Here is a 16,900-nt window from a genome sequence, read left to right as displayed (position 1 = left end):
GGCTTGCATCGCGTCAGTCCTCGTCGTCCACGCCGCTGGCGCCGATATTGGCTTGGTGCACCTCGATGGCCTGCTCGACATCCTCGAAATAGGTCAGCTGCCCCTTGTGCAGCACCGCGGCAGAATCGCAGACCGCGCGGATCATGCGCATGGAATGTGTCACCATGATGGCACCGCTGTTCTTCAGCCGGTTGCGGAAATAGCTCTGGCTCTTGTCGCGGAAATTGCCGTCCCCGACCGAGGTCACCTCGTCCACCAGATAGGTGTCGAAATGGATGCCCATCGACACGCCGAAGGCCAGCCGCGAGCGCATCCCCGACGAGTAATGCCCGAAGGGCAGGTAGAGGTGATGCCCCAGATCCGAGAAATGCGCGACGAAGGCCAGCAGCTTGTCGGCATCGACATTATAGACCCGGGCGATGAAGCGGGTGTTCTGCGCGCCGGTCAGGTCGGGATGGAAGCTGCCGGCAAAGCCCACCGGCCAGGATACGGTGCCGGTGGTCACCACCCGCCCGCGATCGGGCCGGATAACGCCGGCGATGATCCGCAGCAGCGTCGATTTGCCGGCGCCGTTATGGCCCAGCAGGCCGACGCTGGTCCCCGTCGGGAAGGTCACGTTCACGTCGCGCGCCACGACCGTGGTGCGCCCGTTGACCGTGAAGCTTTTCGACAGGTTCTCCAGCCGGATCATCAGTGTCGGTCGCGGTTGCTATAGCCGATCAGCACGAGGCTGAGCCAGCCGATGAAGATGAAGGTGACGGCAAGAAGCGTGATCATCAGCCGCCGCGGGCGGGTGGCCGTCTCGGCCAGGGTGGGCTCGACGAAGGTCGCGAGGTAGCGGCTGTCCTGTTCGGACTTGGCGCGGGCGCCCTCGACCCCCGACAGCGCGAGCGCATAGCTTTTCTCGGCCAGTTCCAGGTCCAGCTGCAGCTTGGTGTATTCGTCCACCACCGAGCTGAAGCTGACATCGCTGGGCGCGCTGGTGGCGTAGCTCTGCTGTTCCTGCTCGATCCGGCGCTTGAGCACATCGACGCGCAGCTGGGCCTGGGTCAGGCGGACATCGGCGGTGCCCTGGTTACGCAGGGTCTCGACCTGGACCATGGCCTCGGTCAGTTCCTGCGACAGGCTGGTGACCACCGAGGCGTTGATGTTCACCACCGATTGCGGGTCGATCAGCTTGTACTTGTCGCGGAAGCGCGCCAGCGCCACGCGGGCCTTGGCCAGGTCGTCCTCGGTCTTGGCGAGGTCGCGTTGGGCGTAGCGCAGCGAATTGTCGCGCGCCTCGTCCGAGACGGCGTTGACCAGGCGGCCGGCGGCCTTGTGGATGCCCTGCGCGATGCGGTGGGCGTCCTCGGAGGTAAAGGCGCGCACCTCGATCTCGATCATGCCGGTCGCCGAATCGACGCTGATGGTGACCATCCGTCGCCAGTAATCCACCAGCTGCTCCTGGCTCGATCCCTCACGCAGCGTGAAGACCGGGTCGCCCTTGGGCTTGGTGAACATCGCCCGCAGGTCCAGTTCGCGGTCGAGCTGGGCGACGAAGTTCGGGCTGCGCAGGTATTTGTAGAGGATCTGCGCATCCGTGGTCGTGTTGCCCACCGAGGACAGGCCGAATCCGGCCAGCAGCCCCAGGTTCGGCGTCTCTTCGTCGCGGACCACGAAAGAGACCTCGGAGACATACTGGTCCTTGGCGATCAGGAACATGTAGGTCGCGACAAGCAGCGAAGGCAGCGCAAAGACCAGCAGGAAGCTGGCCAGCACCAGCGTATGAACCCGCTTCCAGCCCGAGCGGCCGACCGGAGGCAGGACACGCGGGTTGGCGGGCTGTGTGCGCTGCGGAGTTTCCAGATCTTTCACGAGCCGTTCCGATCGTTATTGCATCAGGGGACGGGCGGCGCGGTCATAGGCCGCGACGGCCTCTGTCAGGGCGGATTCGATGTCATCCATCGCCGCCTCGGAAATGCGGTCATGCTCGACCAGGTCGGTCAGCGCGCGATGACGCAGGTCCAGGCCCACCGTCTGCGGCAGGCGTTCGGGCAGCCCGACGCCGGCGGCGTAGTCGCGATACTTGATCCGGTCGCCGGCGACGGCGTCCTCGAAGCCCTCGAAGGTGATCAGCCCGACCGGAATGCCATAGGCATGGCAGGTGATGTAGACATGCATCGCGCTGGTCAGCACCGCATCATATTGCAGCAGGGTGCCGATCAGCGACTCGATATCGGCGCGGCGCGACAGCAGCACCGAAAGCTCGTCCACCTGCTCGGGCAGCCGCAGCGACAGCTTGCGATGCGCGAAATGGCGCACCAGCGCCAGGCGCCCGTTCGTCGCCTGCGGCCGTTCCAGCGGGATCAACCGGGGCAGGATCGCCGCCGGATCGCCGAAGCGTTCGACGCGCGGCCCGCCCGCCTCGGCGACCAGCTGCGCCGAATGCGGACCCCGCAACGAGATATAGGTCGCATCGGGCGCGATCTCGGTATCGGCGCGGCTGAAGCCGGTGCCGACGAGGATCGAGCTTTTCTGCGCGAAGCGCCCGATCGAGCCGACGGCCATCAGATGCGGCCCGGCGCCGATCTCGTCATGGCGCTGGAAGCGCACCGGCCTGCCGGCATGGGCCTGCAGGATCAGCGGCGACAGCCAGTCGCCGTAATTGCCCGGATAAGGCTTGTCCCACCACAGCAGCGGCAGCGGCGCGCCGGTTCCGTTCGTTACATGATCCAGGAAGGCCATCGCCGCCCCGATCACCACCCGGTCGGTATTGCCCAGCAGCCGGCGGGACGAGATATCGGCGATGCGGGCCTCGACCGCCTCGCGATTGCCGCTGCGGGCCTCATGGACCAGATTGTAGATGCTGCGCTGCGACAGCTCGCGCGAGGCCGGCATGGTGGGCGACAGGTATTCCGTCAGCCCAATGCTGTCCGACAGCCGCCGCAGTGGCACCGCGACCCGGCGGGGCAGGGCGCCCTGCAGACGGCGCGCGGCCTGCAGCGCGACCGATTTCGGCTTTGCCCCGCCGGACAGGGCGCGCGCCGCCGCCGTCGAGCGGCTGTGCTGGGCGGCCAGCCCCTTGAAGGTGGCGACATTGCCGCTGGAACCGAAATAGAAGAACGGCCGGCGGCCGCTGTCGGGCAGGTCGGCGCGCCCCAGCAGCATGGACGAGGGAATCATCTGGAAGGTCAGCTGATCGGCGTTCTTGCGCCAGGCTTCCTCGAAGAAGAAATCGTCCGTGGCGCGCATCGTCATGGTTTCGCAGGCGGCGCGGGCGTCGCGGATGTAGTTGCGTGCGGCGGCCGTGGTGTTGATGCCCCAGAAGCACGGCTCCCAGAAGCGCGCGCTGTTGGCATAGCCGATCCGCATGGGATGGCCGAAACCGCGCTGGAAGCCGATGATGTCGGCCGAGAAGCCCGAGACGAAATCCGGCAGGTAGTCGATGTCGCAATCCACGTCGATCCAGAAGATCTTGCGCTTCGGGTTGCTCTCGCAGACCGAGTGCAGGAACGGGATCTTCTTGCGGCAGATCTCCAGCCATTCCTCGCCGGGCGCCTTGGGAACCTCGGCAATCTCATGGGCGATGCCCAGCCGGTCCAGCGAACGACGCAGGTTCTGCGCTGACTGTGCGTAATAGTCGTCAGGTGTGTGGAACGAGCAGAACAGGACGTCTGCTGGAAGCGGTCCGCCGAAAGGCATGTCTGTGTCTCGTTTCAGGCGTTCGTCAGGTTGGCCAAAAGGGACCGAAACAAGTCGGTCGATACGAGGCGTTGTTAAACTGAATCGTTCAGTTCCTGCAACCGAGACTGCGAAAAAAGGCAGGGCTTTGCCGGGTTCACAAATGCTTCAGCATCAAAAGAATGCAGAATGCCCTGAATGCAGAAGGATTTCCAACGCGCTGTCGATAAAGCCGAATTTGTCCGCGCGGCACGCTGTGGCAGGCCGCCCACGGTGACCGTCAAACCACCTGTCCGGCAGGGTCAAATCTGGGCGGAAATCCGCCCAATGCGCCTTCCTTCCGGATTCTTATGCCGGACCATGGCCCGGCAGGCGGCCCGCAAGCCGGGGAAAGCGCCGGATCGCCGCGACGGAGTCGCGGGCCTGCCGCGCCGGTTTGCTGGTGCGCGGCAGCCGAAACCCCGCGGAGATTCCCGGTCGAAGCTTGCGGGCCACCCCGGCGGGCCGGTTTCCGGAAATCGCTCCGGATGGAGGAGCAGGCGGGCGATTTGCCGCCCGCCCGCCTTGCATGGTGCGGCCGTCAGCTCATTTCGCGCAGGACATATTGCACGATGCGCTCGGCGGCGTCCTCCGGGGTCAGGTCGACGGTGTTGACGGTAATTTCGGCCTGCTGGGGCTGTTCATAGGGGCTGTCGATGCCGGTGAAGTTCTTCAGCTGGCCCGCGCGCGCCTTCTTGTAGAGGCCCTTGACGTCGCGCGCCTCGGCCACTTCCAGCGGCGTGTCGACGAAGACCTCGACGAATTCGCCCGGCGCCATCAGGTCGCGCACCATCTGCCGTTCCGAGCGGAAGGGCGAGATGAAGGCGGTCAGCACGATCAGCCCCGCATCGGTCATCAGCTTCGCCACCTCGCCGACGCGGCGGATGTTCTCCACCCGGTCGGCATCGGTAAAGCCCAGGTCGCGGTTCAGCCCGTGGCGGATGTTATCCCCATCCAGCAGGAAGGTGTGCTTGCCAAGCGCATGCAGCTTTTTCTCGACGATATTGGCGATGGTCGACTTGCCCGAGCCGGACAGGCCGGTGAACCAGACCACGGCGGGCTTCTGGTTCTTCAGCGCCGCATGGGCCTCGCGGTTCACGTCCAGCGCCTGCCAGTGGATGTTCTGCGACCGGCGCAGCGCGAAATGGATCATCCCCGCCGCCACCGTGGCATTGGTCATGCGGTCGATCAGGATGAAGCCGCCAAGGTCGGGGTTCTGGGCATAGGCCTCGAACGGGATCGGCCGGTCGGTCGAGATGTTGACCACCCCGATGGCGTTCAGCCCCAGGGTCTTGCTGGCCAGATGCTCCAGCGTGTTGACGTTGACCTCGTATTTCGGCTCGGTGACGGTGGCGGTGACGGTCTGGGTGCCGACCTTCAGCAGGTAGGGGCGGCCCGGCAGCATCTCCTGCTCGGCCATCCAGACCAGCGTCGCCTCGAACTGGTCGGCGACCTCGCAGGGCTGATCCGATTGCACGATCACGTCGCCGCGCGAGCAGTCGATCTCGTCGGCGAAGGTCAGCGTCACCGACTGGCCGGCGACCGCCTGGTCCAGATCGCCGTCATAGGTGACGATCGACTTGACCGTGGTGGTCTTGCCCGAGGGCAGCACCCGGATCGCGTCGCCCGGCCGCACCGCGCCGGCGCCGATCTGGCCGGCGAAGCCGCGGAAATCCAGGTTCGGCCGGTTCACCCATTGCACCGCCATGCGGAATGGCTGGTCCAGCATGCGCGTGTCGCTGACCGGTGCCTCTTCCAGATGGCCCAGCAGCGTCGGGCCCTGATACCAGTGCATGTTGTCGCTGTGGCTGACGATATTGTCGCCCTTGAGCCCCGAGATCGGGATCGGCAGGAAGCTGTCCATGCCGATCTGCTTGGCGAAATGCGAATAATCCGCGACGATCTCGTAGAACCGCTCGGCCGAGTAATCGACCAGGTCCATCTTGTTCACCGCCAGCACCACGTTCTTGATGCCGAGCAGGTTCACCAGATAGCTGTGTCGCCGGGTCTGGGTCAGCACGCCTTGCCGGGCGTCGATCAGGATCACCGCCAGGTCGGCGGTCGAGGCGCCGGTGACCATGTTGCGGGTGTATTGTTCATGGCCAGGGGTGTCGGCGACGATGAACTTGCGCTTGTCGGTGGCAAAGAAGCGATAGGCCACGTCGATGGTGATGCCCTGTTCGCGCTCGGCCGCCAGGCCGTCGACCAGCAGGGCGAAGTCGATCTCGCCGCCCTGGGTGCCCACGACCTTCGAATCGTTTTCCAGGCTGGCCAGCTGGTCCTCGAAGATCATCTTGCTGTCATAGAGCAGCCTGCCGATCAGCGTCGACTTGCCGTCGTCGACCGAACCGCAGGTGATGAAGCGCAGCATGGTCTTGTGCTGGTGCTTCAGCAGATAGGCGTCGATATCCTCGGCGATCAGCGCCTCGGTGACGTAGACGGGGTCTTTGTCTTGAAGGTTCATTTCAGAAATACCCCTCTTGCTTCTTCTTCTCCATCGACGCGGACTGGTCGTGGTCGATGGCGCGGCCCTGGCGCTCGGACGTGGTGGTCAGCAGCATTTCCTGGATGACCTCGGGCAGGGTGCGGGCGTCGGATTCCACAGCACCGGTCAGCGGATAGCAGCCCAGCGTGCGGAAGCGCACCGATTTCATCACCGGCTGCTCGCCGTCGCGCAGCGGGAAGCGGTCGTCATCGACCATGATAAGCAGGCCGTCGCGTTCCACGACCGGGCGCGGCTCGCTGAAATACAGCGGCACGATGTCGATGCCTTCCAGGTGGATGTATTGCCAGATGTCCAGCTCGGTCCAGTTCGACAGCGGGAAGACCCGGATCGATTCGCCCTTGCCCTTGCGGGTGTTGTAAAGCTTCCACAGCTCGGGGCGCTGGTTCTTGGGGTCCCAGCGGTGGTTGGCCGAGCGGAACGAGAACACCCGCTCCTTGGCGCGCGACTTCTCCTCGTCGCGGCGGGCGCCGCCGAAGGCCACGTCGAAATTGAACTTGCTCAGCGCCTGTTTCAGCCCGTCGGTCTTCCACATGTCGGTATGCAGGCTGCCGTGGTCGAAGGGGTTGATGCCCTTTTCCATCGCCTCGGGGTTGTGGTGGACAATCAATTCCATGCCGGCCTCGGCCGCGGCGCGGTCGCGCAGCTCGTACATGGCGCGGAACTTCCAGGTGGTGTCGACATGCAGAAGCGGGAAGGGCGGCGGGGCCGGATAGAACGCCTTCTTCGCCAGATGCAGCATGCAGGCAGAATCCTTGCCCACGGAATACAGCATCACCGGGTTGTCGGCCGTGGCGACCACCTCGCGCATGATCTGGATGCTTTCGGCCTCCAGGCGCTGGAGATGGGTCAGCGTGGCCGCCTGACCCCCGGTATGTATGACGGATTGGCTGTTCATCTGGGTGGCCCTTGTTCTTGGATGCGCGTCCTTTGCCAGATTTTCGCAGCAAGACCAAGACCAACGGAGCCTGAAACGGCGCTGCGACCACGGAAAGGACCACCGTTCCGCTGCATCGCGGAATCCGCGGACGGGCCGGGCCTGCCGACCGGTTTCGCCAGACCGTGGTTCCACCCGCGGCTTTCTTTTCGGTAATGTTCGTTTGGGTTCGTATCTGACCGCCCTTGCGATGCCTGCGCCGAGGCAGCCCCACGGAAACGCGCGGCATTTTGCCGTTCTTGCGCCTCTGACGCTGCACTTTCCAACAAGATTCGCCGCAATGCCGCGCCCGAACATTCGATTTCCGCAAAAACGATCATAAACGAAAATTTTCGCTTGACGGGAATCACGCAGCCGTTACACCTTTTCGCTATCGACAGGCGCGAAACGACGGGGGGAGGGATCGGCGTGTCAGCACCAGCGCGGCCCGAGGCCGACCTTTTCATCATCGGCGGCGGAATCAACGGCTGCGGCATCGCGCGCGACGCGGCCGGGCGCGGGCTTTCGGTCACCCTGGCCGAGATGGGCGATCTGGCGCAGGCGACCTCTTCGGCCTCGACCAAGCTGTTCCACGGCGGGCTGCGCTATCTGGAGTTCTTCGAGTTCCGGCTGGTGCGCGAGGCGCTGGAGGAACGCGAGACGCTGCTGGTCGCCATGCCGCATATCTCATGGCCGATGCGCTTCGTGCTGCCCTATTCGCCGCAGATGCGGTTCGAAAGCGACACGCCCACCTCGCGGCTCTTGTCCTTCGCCATGCCCTGGCTGCGGGGCCGCCGGCCGGCCTGGCTGATCCGGCTGGGGTTGTTCCTTTACGACAATCTGGGCGGGCGCAGGATTCTGCCGGGCACCAGGCGGCTGGACCTGTCCCGCGACCCGCTGGCCGCGCCGCTGAAGCCGGGCTTCCGGCTCGGCTGGGAATATTCCGACTGCTGGGTGCAGGATTCCCGGCTGGTGGTGCTGAATGCCCGCGATGCGCAGGCGCGCGGCGCCGCGATCCTGACCCGCACCCGCGTCACCCATGCCGAGCGGGCGGGCGGGCTGTGGCGCATCACCACCGAGGGGCCGGAGGGCGTGCGCATCCACCACGCCCGCGCGCTGGTCAATGCCGGCGGGCCTTGGGTCGAGGCGGTGATCCGCAACGTCGCGCATATCCAGTCCTCGGAAGGGGTGCGGCTGGTGCGTGGCAGCCATATCGTCGTGCCGCGGCTTTACGATCACGACCGCTGCTATTTCTTCCAGGGCGAGGACGGGCGGATCATCTTCTCCATCCCCTTCGAGGAGGATTTCACCCTGATCGGCACCACCGACATGGACCATCAGGGCCCGCCGGGCGAGGCGCGCTGCTCGGATGCCGAGCGCGATTATCTCTGCGCCTTCGCCAGCCAGTATTTCGCCAAGGCCGTGACGCCCGACCAGGTGGTCTGGACCTATTCCGGGGTGCGGCCGCTTTATAATGACGGAGCCAAATCGGCCACGGCGGCGACGCGGGACTATGTGCTCAGCCTCGACGAGGGCGGTGCGCCGCTGCTCAACGTGTTCGGCGGCAAGATCACCACCTATCGGCGGCTGGCGGAAAGCGCGCTGGCCAAGCTCGCGCCCTTCTTTCCGCAGGCTGGCGGCGACTGGACGGCGCGGGTGCCGCTGCCGGGCGGCGATTTTCCGGTGGACGGGGCCGAGGATCTGGTCGCGCAACTGCAGGCCAGCTATCCGTTCCTGTCGCCGCGGCTTGCCCGCCGGCTGATGCGCACCTACGGCACCGAGGCCTTCCTGCTGCTGAACGGCGCCGAAAGCATGGCCGCGTTGGGTCGCAACTTCGGCGCCGGGCTGACCGAGACCGAGGTGAACTGGCTGATCCGCAACGAATTCGCCCAGAGCGCCGAGGACATCCTGTGGCGGCGCACCAAGCTGGGCCTGCACATGAACGAGGAACAGCGCCGCGAACTGGAGGCGTTCGTGGACAAGCGGCATGCCGCCCATCCGGCGGCGGAATAGGGGAGGAAGGCTTTGCTGGAATTGCAGGGCGTATCGCGGTCGGTCGGGGGCAGGGCGCATATCCATCCCACCAGCCTGACCTTGCAAAGGGGTAGCATGAACGTGCTGCTGGGGCCGACGCTGTCGGGCAAGACCAGCCTGATGCGGCTGATGGCCGGGCTGGACCAGCCTTCGACCGGCCGCATCCTCTGGAACGGGCAGGACGTGACCGGGCAACGGGTGCAGGACCGCGGCGTCGCCATGGTCTACCAGCAGTTCATCAACTATCCCGGCCTTTCGGTCTATGAGAACATCGCCTCGCCGCTGCGCATCCTGGGCCGGCCGCGGAACGAGATCGACCGCAAGGTGCGCGAGACCGCCGAGATGCTGCGCCTGACGCCCATGCTGGCCCGCAAGCCGCTGGAACTGTCCGGCGGCCAGCAGCAGCGTTGCGCGCTGGCGCGCGCGCTGGTCAAGGGCGCCGGGCTGGTGCTGCTGGACGAGCCGCTGGCGAATCTCGACTACAAGCTGCGCGAGGAGTTGCGGGTCGAGATCCCGCGCATCTTCGAGGCCTCCGGCGCGATCTTCGTCTATGCCACCACCGAGCCTGAGGAGGCGCTGCTGCTGGGCGGCCAGACCGCGACGCTGTGGCAGGGCCGGGTGACACAGTTCGGCCCGACGCCCGCCGTCTATCGCCAGCCGGTCGATGCGACCACCGCGCGGGTCTTCAGCGATCCGCCGATGAATTTCGTCGGCGCCCGCAAGCAGGGCGATGCCGTCAGCTTCGGCGAAAGCGCGCTGGCCTCGGGCAGTTTCGCCGACCTGGCCGACGGCGCCTATCTGGCCGGGTTTCGCGCCAACCATCTGTCGCTGATCCGGCACGGCCCGGCGGCGGTCGAGTTCGCCTGCACGCTCGTCGGGACCGAGATCACCGGCTCGGAAACCTTCGTCCATGTCGAACACGGCGCCGACCGCTGGGTCGGGCTGGTCGAGGGCGTGCATCTGCTGACCGCCGGCCAGCCGCTTTCGGTCTGGCTGGACCCGGCGCATGTCTACCTGTTCGATGCGTCCGAGCGGCTTGCCGCGCCGGCCGCCTATGCGAGGGCAGCCTGACATGGCGCAGATCACGCTCAAGAACCTCGCCCACAGCTACAACCCGCATCCGAAGTCGGAAGCGGATTATGCGCTGAAGGAGATGGACCATGTCTGGCAGGACGGCGGCGCCTATGCGCTGCTGGGCTCGTCGGGCTGCGGCAAGACGACGCTCCTGAACATCATCTCGGGGCTGCTGACCCCCAGCCACGGCCGGGTGCTGTTTAACGACCGCGACGTGACCGACGCGCCGACGGCCGAGCGCAACATCGCCCAAGTGTTCCAGTTCCCGGTGGTCTATGACACGATGACCGTGCGCGACAACCTGGCCTTCCCGCTGAAGAACCGCGGCAAGGACGCCGCCTATATCAAGGCGCGCGTGGACCAGATCGCCCGCATGATCGGCATGGAGGCGCGGCTGGACCGCAAGGCGCAGGGCCTGACCGCCGACGCCAAGCAGAAGATTTCCCTTGGCCGCGGCATGGTGCGCGAGGACGTGAACGCGATCCTGTTCGACGAGCCGCTGACCGTCATCGACCCGCAGATGAAATGGGAGCTGCGCACCCAGCTCAAGCAGCTGCACCGGCAGTTCGGCCATACCATGATCTATGTCACCCACGACCAGACCGAGGCGCTGACCTTCGCCCAGAAGGTGGTGGTCATGTATGAGGGCCGCGTGGTGCAGATGGGCACGCCCGAGGAGCTGTTCGAGAAGCCTGCCCACACCTTCGTCGGCTATTTCATTGGCTCGCCCGGGATGAACTTCCTCGATGCCGAGGTGCGGGGCGACCGCGCCCTGCTGCCCGGCGGCGAGGTGGTGGCGCTGGGTGGGCACTACGCCCCCGCCGCCGGCCGGGTGCAGATCGGCATCCGGCCCGAACATGCCACGCTGGTGCCCAGCGGCGGGCTGCCGCTGACCATCCGCCGCGTCGAGGATGTGGGGCGCCACCGGCTGGTGCGCGGCGAGGTGGCGGGCCGGCCGCTGAATGTGGTCATGCCCGAGGGCATGCCGGTCGAGGGCCTGCCGCAGGTCGCCTTCGCGCCGGGCAAGATCAACGTCTATGCCGACGACTGGCGCGTGGCGCCGCAGGAAGAAGGGACGGCCTGATGGAAAAGACCCAGAACAATAAGGCCTGGTTCCTGGTCCTGCCGGTGCTGGCCGTCGTCGCCTTCTCGGCGGTGATCCCGCTGATGACGGTGGTGAACTACGCTTTCAACGACACGTTCGGAAACAACGAGTTCTTCTGGGCCGGCCTGGAATGGTTCGACGAGATGATCCACTCCTCGCGCCTGCACGGGGCGCTGGGACGGCAGGCGCTGTTTTCCGCCATCATCCTGGCGATCGAGGTGCCGCTGGGCATCTTCGTGGCGCTGAACATGCCCAAGAAGGGCTTCTGGTCCAGCCTGGTGCTGGTGCTGATGGCGCTGCCCTTGCTGATCCCCTTCAACGTGGTGGGCACGATCTGGCAGATCTTCGGCCGCACAGATATCGGCCTGCTGGGCCGGGGGCTGGCGGCGCTGGGGTTCGACTATAACTACACCAACGATCCGCTGGACGCCTGGATCACCGTGATCGTCATGGATGTCTGGCACTGGACCAGCCTTGTGGCGCTGCTCTGCTATGCCGGGCTGCAATCCATCCCGCAGGCCTATTACCAGGCCGCCAAGATCGACCAGGCCAGCCGCTGGGCGGTGTTCCGCTATATCGAGCTGCCCAAGATGAAGGGCGTGCTGCTGATCGCCGTGCTGCTGCGCTTCATGGACAGCTTCATGATCTATACCGAGCCCTTCGTCGTCACCGGCGGCGGCCCCGGCAACTCGACCACCTTCCTGTCCATCGACCTGGTGAAGATGGCGGTGGGACAGTTCGACCTGGGCCCGGCGGCAGCCTTCAGCCTGATGTATTTCCTGGTCATCCTGCTGGTGTCCTGGGTGTTCTACACCGTGATGACCAGCATGGACCGCAGCCAGTCCGACATCCCGGAGGCCATGTGATGCGCGTCAAACCCTCGGCCATCGTCATGGTGCTTTACCTGCTGTTCCTGCTGATCCCGATCTACTGGCTGGTCAACATGAGCCTGAAGACCAATGCCGAGATCACCGGCACCTTCAGCCTTTATCCGCACAACCTGACGCTGCGGAACTACCGGGTGATCCTGACCGATCCCAGCTGGTATATGGGCTACGTGAACTCCATCATCTATGTGGTTATGAACACGGTGATTTCCATCGCCGTGGCGCTGCCGGCCGCCTATGCCTTCAGCCGTTACAGCTTCATGGGCGACAAGCACCTGTTCTTCTGGCTCTTGACCAACCGCATGTCGCCGCCGGCGGTCTTCGCGCTGCCCTTCTTCCAGCTTTATTCCTCGGTCGGGCTGTTCGACACCCATATCGCGGTGGCGCTGGCGCATTGCCTGTTCAACGTGCCGCTGGCGGTCTGGATCCTCGAGGGCTTCATGCGCGGCGTCCCGAAGGAGATCGACGAGACCGCCTATATCGACGGCTACAGCTTCCCGCGCTTCTTCGTGAAGATCTTCATGCCGCTGATCGCCAGCGGGATCGGGGTCGCCGCCTTCTTCTGCTTCATGTTCAGCTGGGTCGAGCTGCTGCTTTCGCGCACCCTGACCTCGGTGAACGCCAAGCCCATCGCGGCGACGATGACGCGCACGGTTTCCGCCAGCGGCATGGACTGGGGCGTGCTGGCGGCGGCGGGGGTGCTGACCATCATCCCCGGTGCGCTGGTGATCTGGTTTGTCCGCAACTACATCGCCAAGGGCTTCGCCCTGGGGAGGGTCTGATGTCCGACGCCGCCATCCCGACGCACAAGCGCAAGGCCTGGCCCGCCATCTATGCCGGGGCCGCCCTTGTGATGGCCGCCATCCTGGCCCTGCTGGTCTTGGCCACGCCGGCCGAGGACGGCGCCAGGGACTGGACCGCGCCGATGGTCTCCGGCGGCTGGATGGCCTGGACCTTTCCGGTGGCGCTGTTCTTCTGGGTGATCGCCAGCCTGCTGGTTCTGTTCACCATCCTCGCCATCCGGTTTCCCGAAACCCCGCGCCGCGGCATCCTGCGCATCGAGACGACGCGCGGCGACCGGCTGTTCATCTCGCTTCTCGGCTCGGCCTTCATCTGCCTGGGCTGGCTGTTCTTCGCAGGCCCGCCGCTGTGGTGGGGGCTTGCGCTCTGCCTCGTCTATGCCGCGGCGGTGTTCCGCTGGGTCTGACCGGGTTCGAACCGGCCCCAGGGGCAGCGGCGATTGCCCGGGGCGCAAGGATCAACGTCTCATTCCAAGGGAGGAAAACATGAGACCGATGCAAAGGACCACGGCCATGGCGCTTGCGCTGATGGTCATGGGGGCGCCCGCCTGGGCGGATATGGAGGCGGCGAAGAGGTTTCTCGACGCCGAGATCGGCGACCTCTCCTCGCTCTCGCGCGAGGACCAGGAGAAGGAGATGCAGTGGTTCATCGACGCCGCGCAGCCGCTGGCGGGGATGGAGATCAAGGTAGTCTCGGAAACCATCACCACGCATGAATACGAGGCCAAGGTGCTGGCCCCGGCCTTCACCGCCATCACCGGCATCAAGGTCACCCACGACCTGATCGGCGAGGGCGACGTGGTCGAGAAGCTGCAGACCCAGATGCAGACCGGCGAGAACATCTATGACGCCTATGTCAACGACAGCGACCTGATCGGCACGCATTGGCGCTATCAGCAGGCCCGCAGCCTGACCAAGTGGATGGAGGAGGAGGGCAAGGACTTCACCAGCCCGACGCTGGACCTCGACGATTTCATCGGGCTGGAGTTCACCACCGCGCCGGACGGCGATCTTTACCAGTTGCCCGACCAGCAGTTCGCCAACCTCTACTGGTTCCGCTACGACTGGTTCAGCGACGCCAAGACGCAAGAGGATTTCAAGGCCGAATACGGCTACGACCTCGGCGTGCCGGTCAACTGGTCGGCCTATGAGGATATCGCCGCATTCTTCACCGGCCGCGACATGTCCTATATCGAGGGCGGCCCCGCGAAGGCCTGGGGCAACATGGACTACGGCAAGAAGGACCCGTCCCTGGGCTGGCGCTATACCGATGCCTGGATGTCCATGGCCGGCATGGGCGACAAGGGCGAGCCGAACGGGCTGCCGGTCGACGAATGGGGCATTCGCGTCGACGAGAACTCGCGCCCCGTCGGCTCCTGCGTGGCGCGCGGCGGTGCGACCAACGACGCGGCGGCGGTCTATGCGGTGACCAAGGCCATCGACTGGCTCAAGAACTATACCCCGCCCGAGGCCATGGGCATGACCTTCGGCGAGGCCGGCCCGGTCCCGGCGCGCGGCGACATCGCCCAGCAGATGTTCTGGTACACCGCCTTCACCGCCGATATGGTCAAGCCCGGCACGCCGGTGATGAACGAGGACGGCACGCCGAAATGGCGCATGGCGCCCAGCCCGCACGGCGCCTATTGGTCCGAGGGCACCAAGATCGGCTATCAGGACGTGGGCTCCTGGACGCTGATGAAATCGACACCGGTGGATCGCGCGCAGGCCGCATGGCTCTATGCGCAATTCGTGACCTCGAAAACCGTGGATGTGAAGAAATCCCATGTCGGGCTGACCTTCATCCGCGAATCCACGATCCAGGACCAGTCCTTTACCGAGCGCGCGCCGCAGCTTGGCGGGCTTGTCGAGTTCTACCGCTCCCCCGCCCGCGTGCAATGGTCGCCGACCGGGACCAACATCCCGGACTATCCCAAGCTCGCGCAGCTCTGGTGGCAGAACATCGGCGACGCGCTTTCCGGCGCCAAGACCCCGCAGGAGGCGCTGGATTCACTCTGCGCCGAGCAGGAGCGGGTTCTGGCCCGGCTGGAGCGGTCCGGCGTGCAGGGCGACCTGGGCCCCCAGCTGAACGAGGAAAAGGACCCGCAGGAATGGCTGGACGCCGAGGGCTCTCCCGTCGGACCGCTGGAGAACGAAAAGCCGCAAGGCGAGACGATCTCCTATGACGAGCTGATCAAGTCCTGGCAGTGACGCCTGGCGGGGGCGGGGCCGGGCCTCGCCCCCATCCTTCGTTCCCCGGCCGTCTCTATGCGCCGGATCGACGACATTCCGGAAATCGCCATGACCCATATCCTTGCCATCGACCAGGGCACGACCTCGTCGCGCGCCGTCATCTTCGACACCGGGCTGAACCCCGTCGCCGCGGCGCAAAGGGAATTCCCGCAGCATTTCCCGTCTTCCGGCTGGGTCGAGCACGATGCTTCGGATCTTTGGGTCAGCGTTGCGGGGGTGGCGCGTGCGGCGGTGGAGAAGGCCGGGCTGCATGCCGGCGACATCGCCGCCATCGGCATCACCAACCAGCGCGAGACCACGCTCCTCTGGGACCGCAAGACCGGCCGGCCGCTGCACCGCGCCATCGTCTGGCAGGACCGCCGCACCGCCGCCCTTTGCGACCGGCTCAGGGCCGAGGGGCACGAGCCGATGATCGCCGCCCGCACCGGGCTGCTGCTCGACCCGTATTTCTCGGGCTCGAAGCTGAAATGGCTGCTCGACAATATCGACGGCGCCCGCGATCGCGCCCGGCGCGGCGAGCTCGCCTTCGGCACCGTGGACAGCTGGCTGATCTGGAACCTGACCGGGGGCCGCACCCATGCCACCGACGCCACCAATGCCGCCCGCACCCTGCTTTTCAACATCGCCGAGAACCGCTGGGACGCCGAGATCTGCGCGCTTTTCGACATCCCCATGGCCTTGCTGCCCGAGGTGCGCGACTGCGCCGCCGATTTCGGCATGGCGCGGGCCGACCTGTTCGGGCGCGAGATCCCGATCCTGGGCGTCGCCGGCGACCAGCAGGCGGCGACGGTGGGCCAGGCCTGTTTCGCGCCCGGGATGATGAAAGCGACCTATGGCACCGGCTGCTTCGCGCTGCTGAACACCGGGGAGGAGATGGTGGCCTCGAAGAACCGGCTGCTGACCACCATCGCCTACCGGCTGGGGGGCCGGACGAGCTATGCGCTGGAGGGCTCGATCTTCGTGGCCGGGGCGGTGGTGCAATGGCTGCGCGACGGGCTGGGGATCATCCGTTCGGCGGCCGAGACGCAGGGTCTGGCCGAGGCGGCGGATCCGGGGCAGGAGCTGGTCCTGGTGCCGGCCTTCACCGGGCTGGGGGCGCCCTATTGGCGGCCGGACTGCCGGGGCGCGGTGTTCGGGCTGACGCGGAACTCGGGTCCGGCGGAGCTGGCGCGGGCGGCGCTGGAGAGCGTGGGCTTCCAGACCCGCGACCTGTGGGAGGCGATGCGGGCGGACTGGCCGGGCGCCGCTGCGGGGGTGCTGCGGGTGGATGGCGGCATGGCGGCGAGCGACTGGACGATGCGGTTCCTGGCCGACATCCTGGGCGCGCCGGTGGACCGTCCGCGGGTGACCGAGACGACGGCGCTTGGCGCGGGCTATCTGGCGGGGCTGCAGGCGGGCCTGTGCCCGCCGCCCGAGGATTTCGCCCGCGCCTGGGCCTTGGAGCGCCGCTTCGAGCCCGCCATGGCCGAGGGCGAGCGCGAGGCCCGATACGCAAGGTGGAAAAGCGCCGTGGAAGCGACGATGGGGGCGGCATGAGCGGGGACGGCATGAGCGGGTTTTCCTTTGCCCTGCCGGGCCGGGTGATCTTCGGCCGCGGCCAGGCGCAGAACGCCCCGGCGATGATCCGGG

13 protein-coding genes are annotated in these 16,900 nt (G+C 66.1%); 8 read left to right on the top strand and 5 right to left on the bottom strand.

Annotation, left to right across the window (positions count from 1 at the left end; genetic code table 11):
• Positions 1-13: 13 nt before the first annotated feature.
• The 5 genes from PARJ55_RS0115630 to cysD form a co-directional block, all read right to left on the bottom strand.
• A complete protein-coding gene (locus PARJ55_RS0115630; RefSeq protein WP_028713894.1) occupies positions 14-691 on the bottom strand; it encodes an ABC transporter ATP-binding protein in 678 nt (225 codons plus the stop codon).
• Positions 691-1,857: a hypothetical protein gene (locus tag PARJ55_RS0115625; RefSeq protein WP_028713893.1), complete on the bottom strand. Its 1,167-nt coding sequence runs from the start codon at positions 1,855-1,857 to the stop codon at positions 691-693. Before PARJ55_RS0115625 ends, PARJ55_RS0115630 begins: the two co-directional genes overlap by 1 nt.
• A 15-nt stretch (positions 1,858-1,872) precedes the next feature.
• The gene (locus PARJ55_RS0115620) at positions 1,873-3,684 is read right to left on the bottom strand and encodes a polysaccharide pyruvyl transferase family protein (protein WP_028713892.1); all 1,812 of its coding nucleotides are present in this window, start codon (positions 3,682-3,684) and stop codon (positions 1,873-1,875) included.
• Between the two features lie 559 nt (positions 3,685-4,243).
• Positions 4,244-6,166: a sulfate adenylyltransferase subunit CysN gene (gene cysN / locus PARJ55_RS0115615; protein WP_036714313.1), complete on the bottom strand. Its 1,923-nt coding sequence runs from the start codon at positions 6,164-6,166 to the stop codon at positions 4,244-4,246.
• Position 6,167: 1 nt separating this feature from the next.
• Positions 6,168-7,103 (bottom strand): sulfate adenylyltransferase subunit CysD, encoded by a 936-nt coding sequence (gene cysD / locus PARJ55_RS0115610; RefSeq protein ID WP_051416303.1) that lies wholly within the window; start codon positions 7,101-7,103, stop codon positions 6,168-6,170.
• Between the two features lie 447 nt (positions 7,104-7,550).
• Between cysD and glpD the strand changes: the two genes are divergently transcribed.
• From glpD to glpK, 8 genes are all read left to right on the top strand, one after another.
• Positions 7,551-9,134, top strand: a complete 1,584-nt coding sequence (gene glpD, locus PARJ55_RS0115605) for a glycerol-3-phosphate dehydrogenase (protein ID WP_028713889.1) — start codon at positions 7,551-7,553, stop codon at positions 9,132-9,134.
• A 12-nt stretch (positions 9,135-9,146) separates the two neighbouring features.
• The gene (locus PARJ55_RS0115600; RefSeq protein WP_028713888.1) at positions 9,147-10,226 is read left to right on the top strand and encodes an ABC transporter ATP-binding protein; all 1,080 of its coding nucleotides are present in this window, start codon (positions 9,147-9,149) and stop codon (positions 10,224-10,226) included.
• Position 10,227: 1 nt separating this feature from the next.
• Positions 10,228-11,313, top strand: coding sequence for an ABC transporter ATP-binding protein (locus tag PARJ55_RS0115595; RefSeq protein WP_028713887.1), 1,086 nt, complete (start codon positions 10,228-10,230; stop codon positions 11,311-11,313).
• Entirely contained in the window at positions 11,313-12,200 is an 888-nt protein-coding gene (locus PARJ55_RS0115590; RefSeq protein WP_028713886.1) for a carbohydrate ABC transporter permease, read from the top strand. Before PARJ55_RS0115595 ends, PARJ55_RS0115590 begins: the two co-directional genes overlap by 1 nt.
• Entirely contained in the window at positions 12,200-13,003 is an 804-nt protein-coding gene (locus tag PARJ55_RS0115585; RefSeq protein ID WP_028713885.1) for a carbohydrate ABC transporter permease, read from the top strand. Before PARJ55_RS0115590 ends, PARJ55_RS0115585 begins: the two co-directional genes overlap by 1 nt.
• Positions 13,003-13,428: a DUF2160 domain-containing protein gene (locus PARJ55_RS0115580; RefSeq protein WP_232215723.1), complete on the top strand. Its 426-nt coding sequence runs from the start codon at positions 13,003-13,005 to the stop codon at positions 13,426-13,428. Before PARJ55_RS0115585 ends, PARJ55_RS0115580 begins: the two co-directional genes overlap by 1 nt.
• Before the next feature lie 79 nt (positions 13,429-13,507).
• The gene (locus tag PARJ55_RS0115575) at positions 13,508-15,229 is read left to right on the top strand and encodes an ABC transporter substrate-binding protein (protein WP_028713883.1); all 1,722 of its coding nucleotides are present in this window, start codon (positions 13,508-13,510) and stop codon (positions 15,227-15,229) included.
• A 90-nt stretch (positions 15,230-15,319) separates the two neighbouring features.
• Positions 15,320-16,807, top strand: a complete 1,488-nt coding sequence (glpK, locus tag PARJ55_RS0115570; protein ID WP_028713882.1) for a glycerol kinase GlpK — start codon at positions 15,320-15,322, stop codon at positions 16,805-16,807.
• The last annotated feature ends 93 nt before the right edge of the window (positions 16,808-16,900 follow it).

This window comes from Paracoccus sp. J55 (genome assembly GCF_000513975.1).
In the GTDB taxonomy this organism is placed as follows: Bacteria; Pseudomonadota; Alphaproteobacteria; order Rhodobacterales; family Rhodobacteraceae; genus Paracoccus.
The sequence above is the reverse complement of the archived record's forward strand: the minus strand, read 5'-3'. Positions and strand labels throughout refer to the sequence as shown.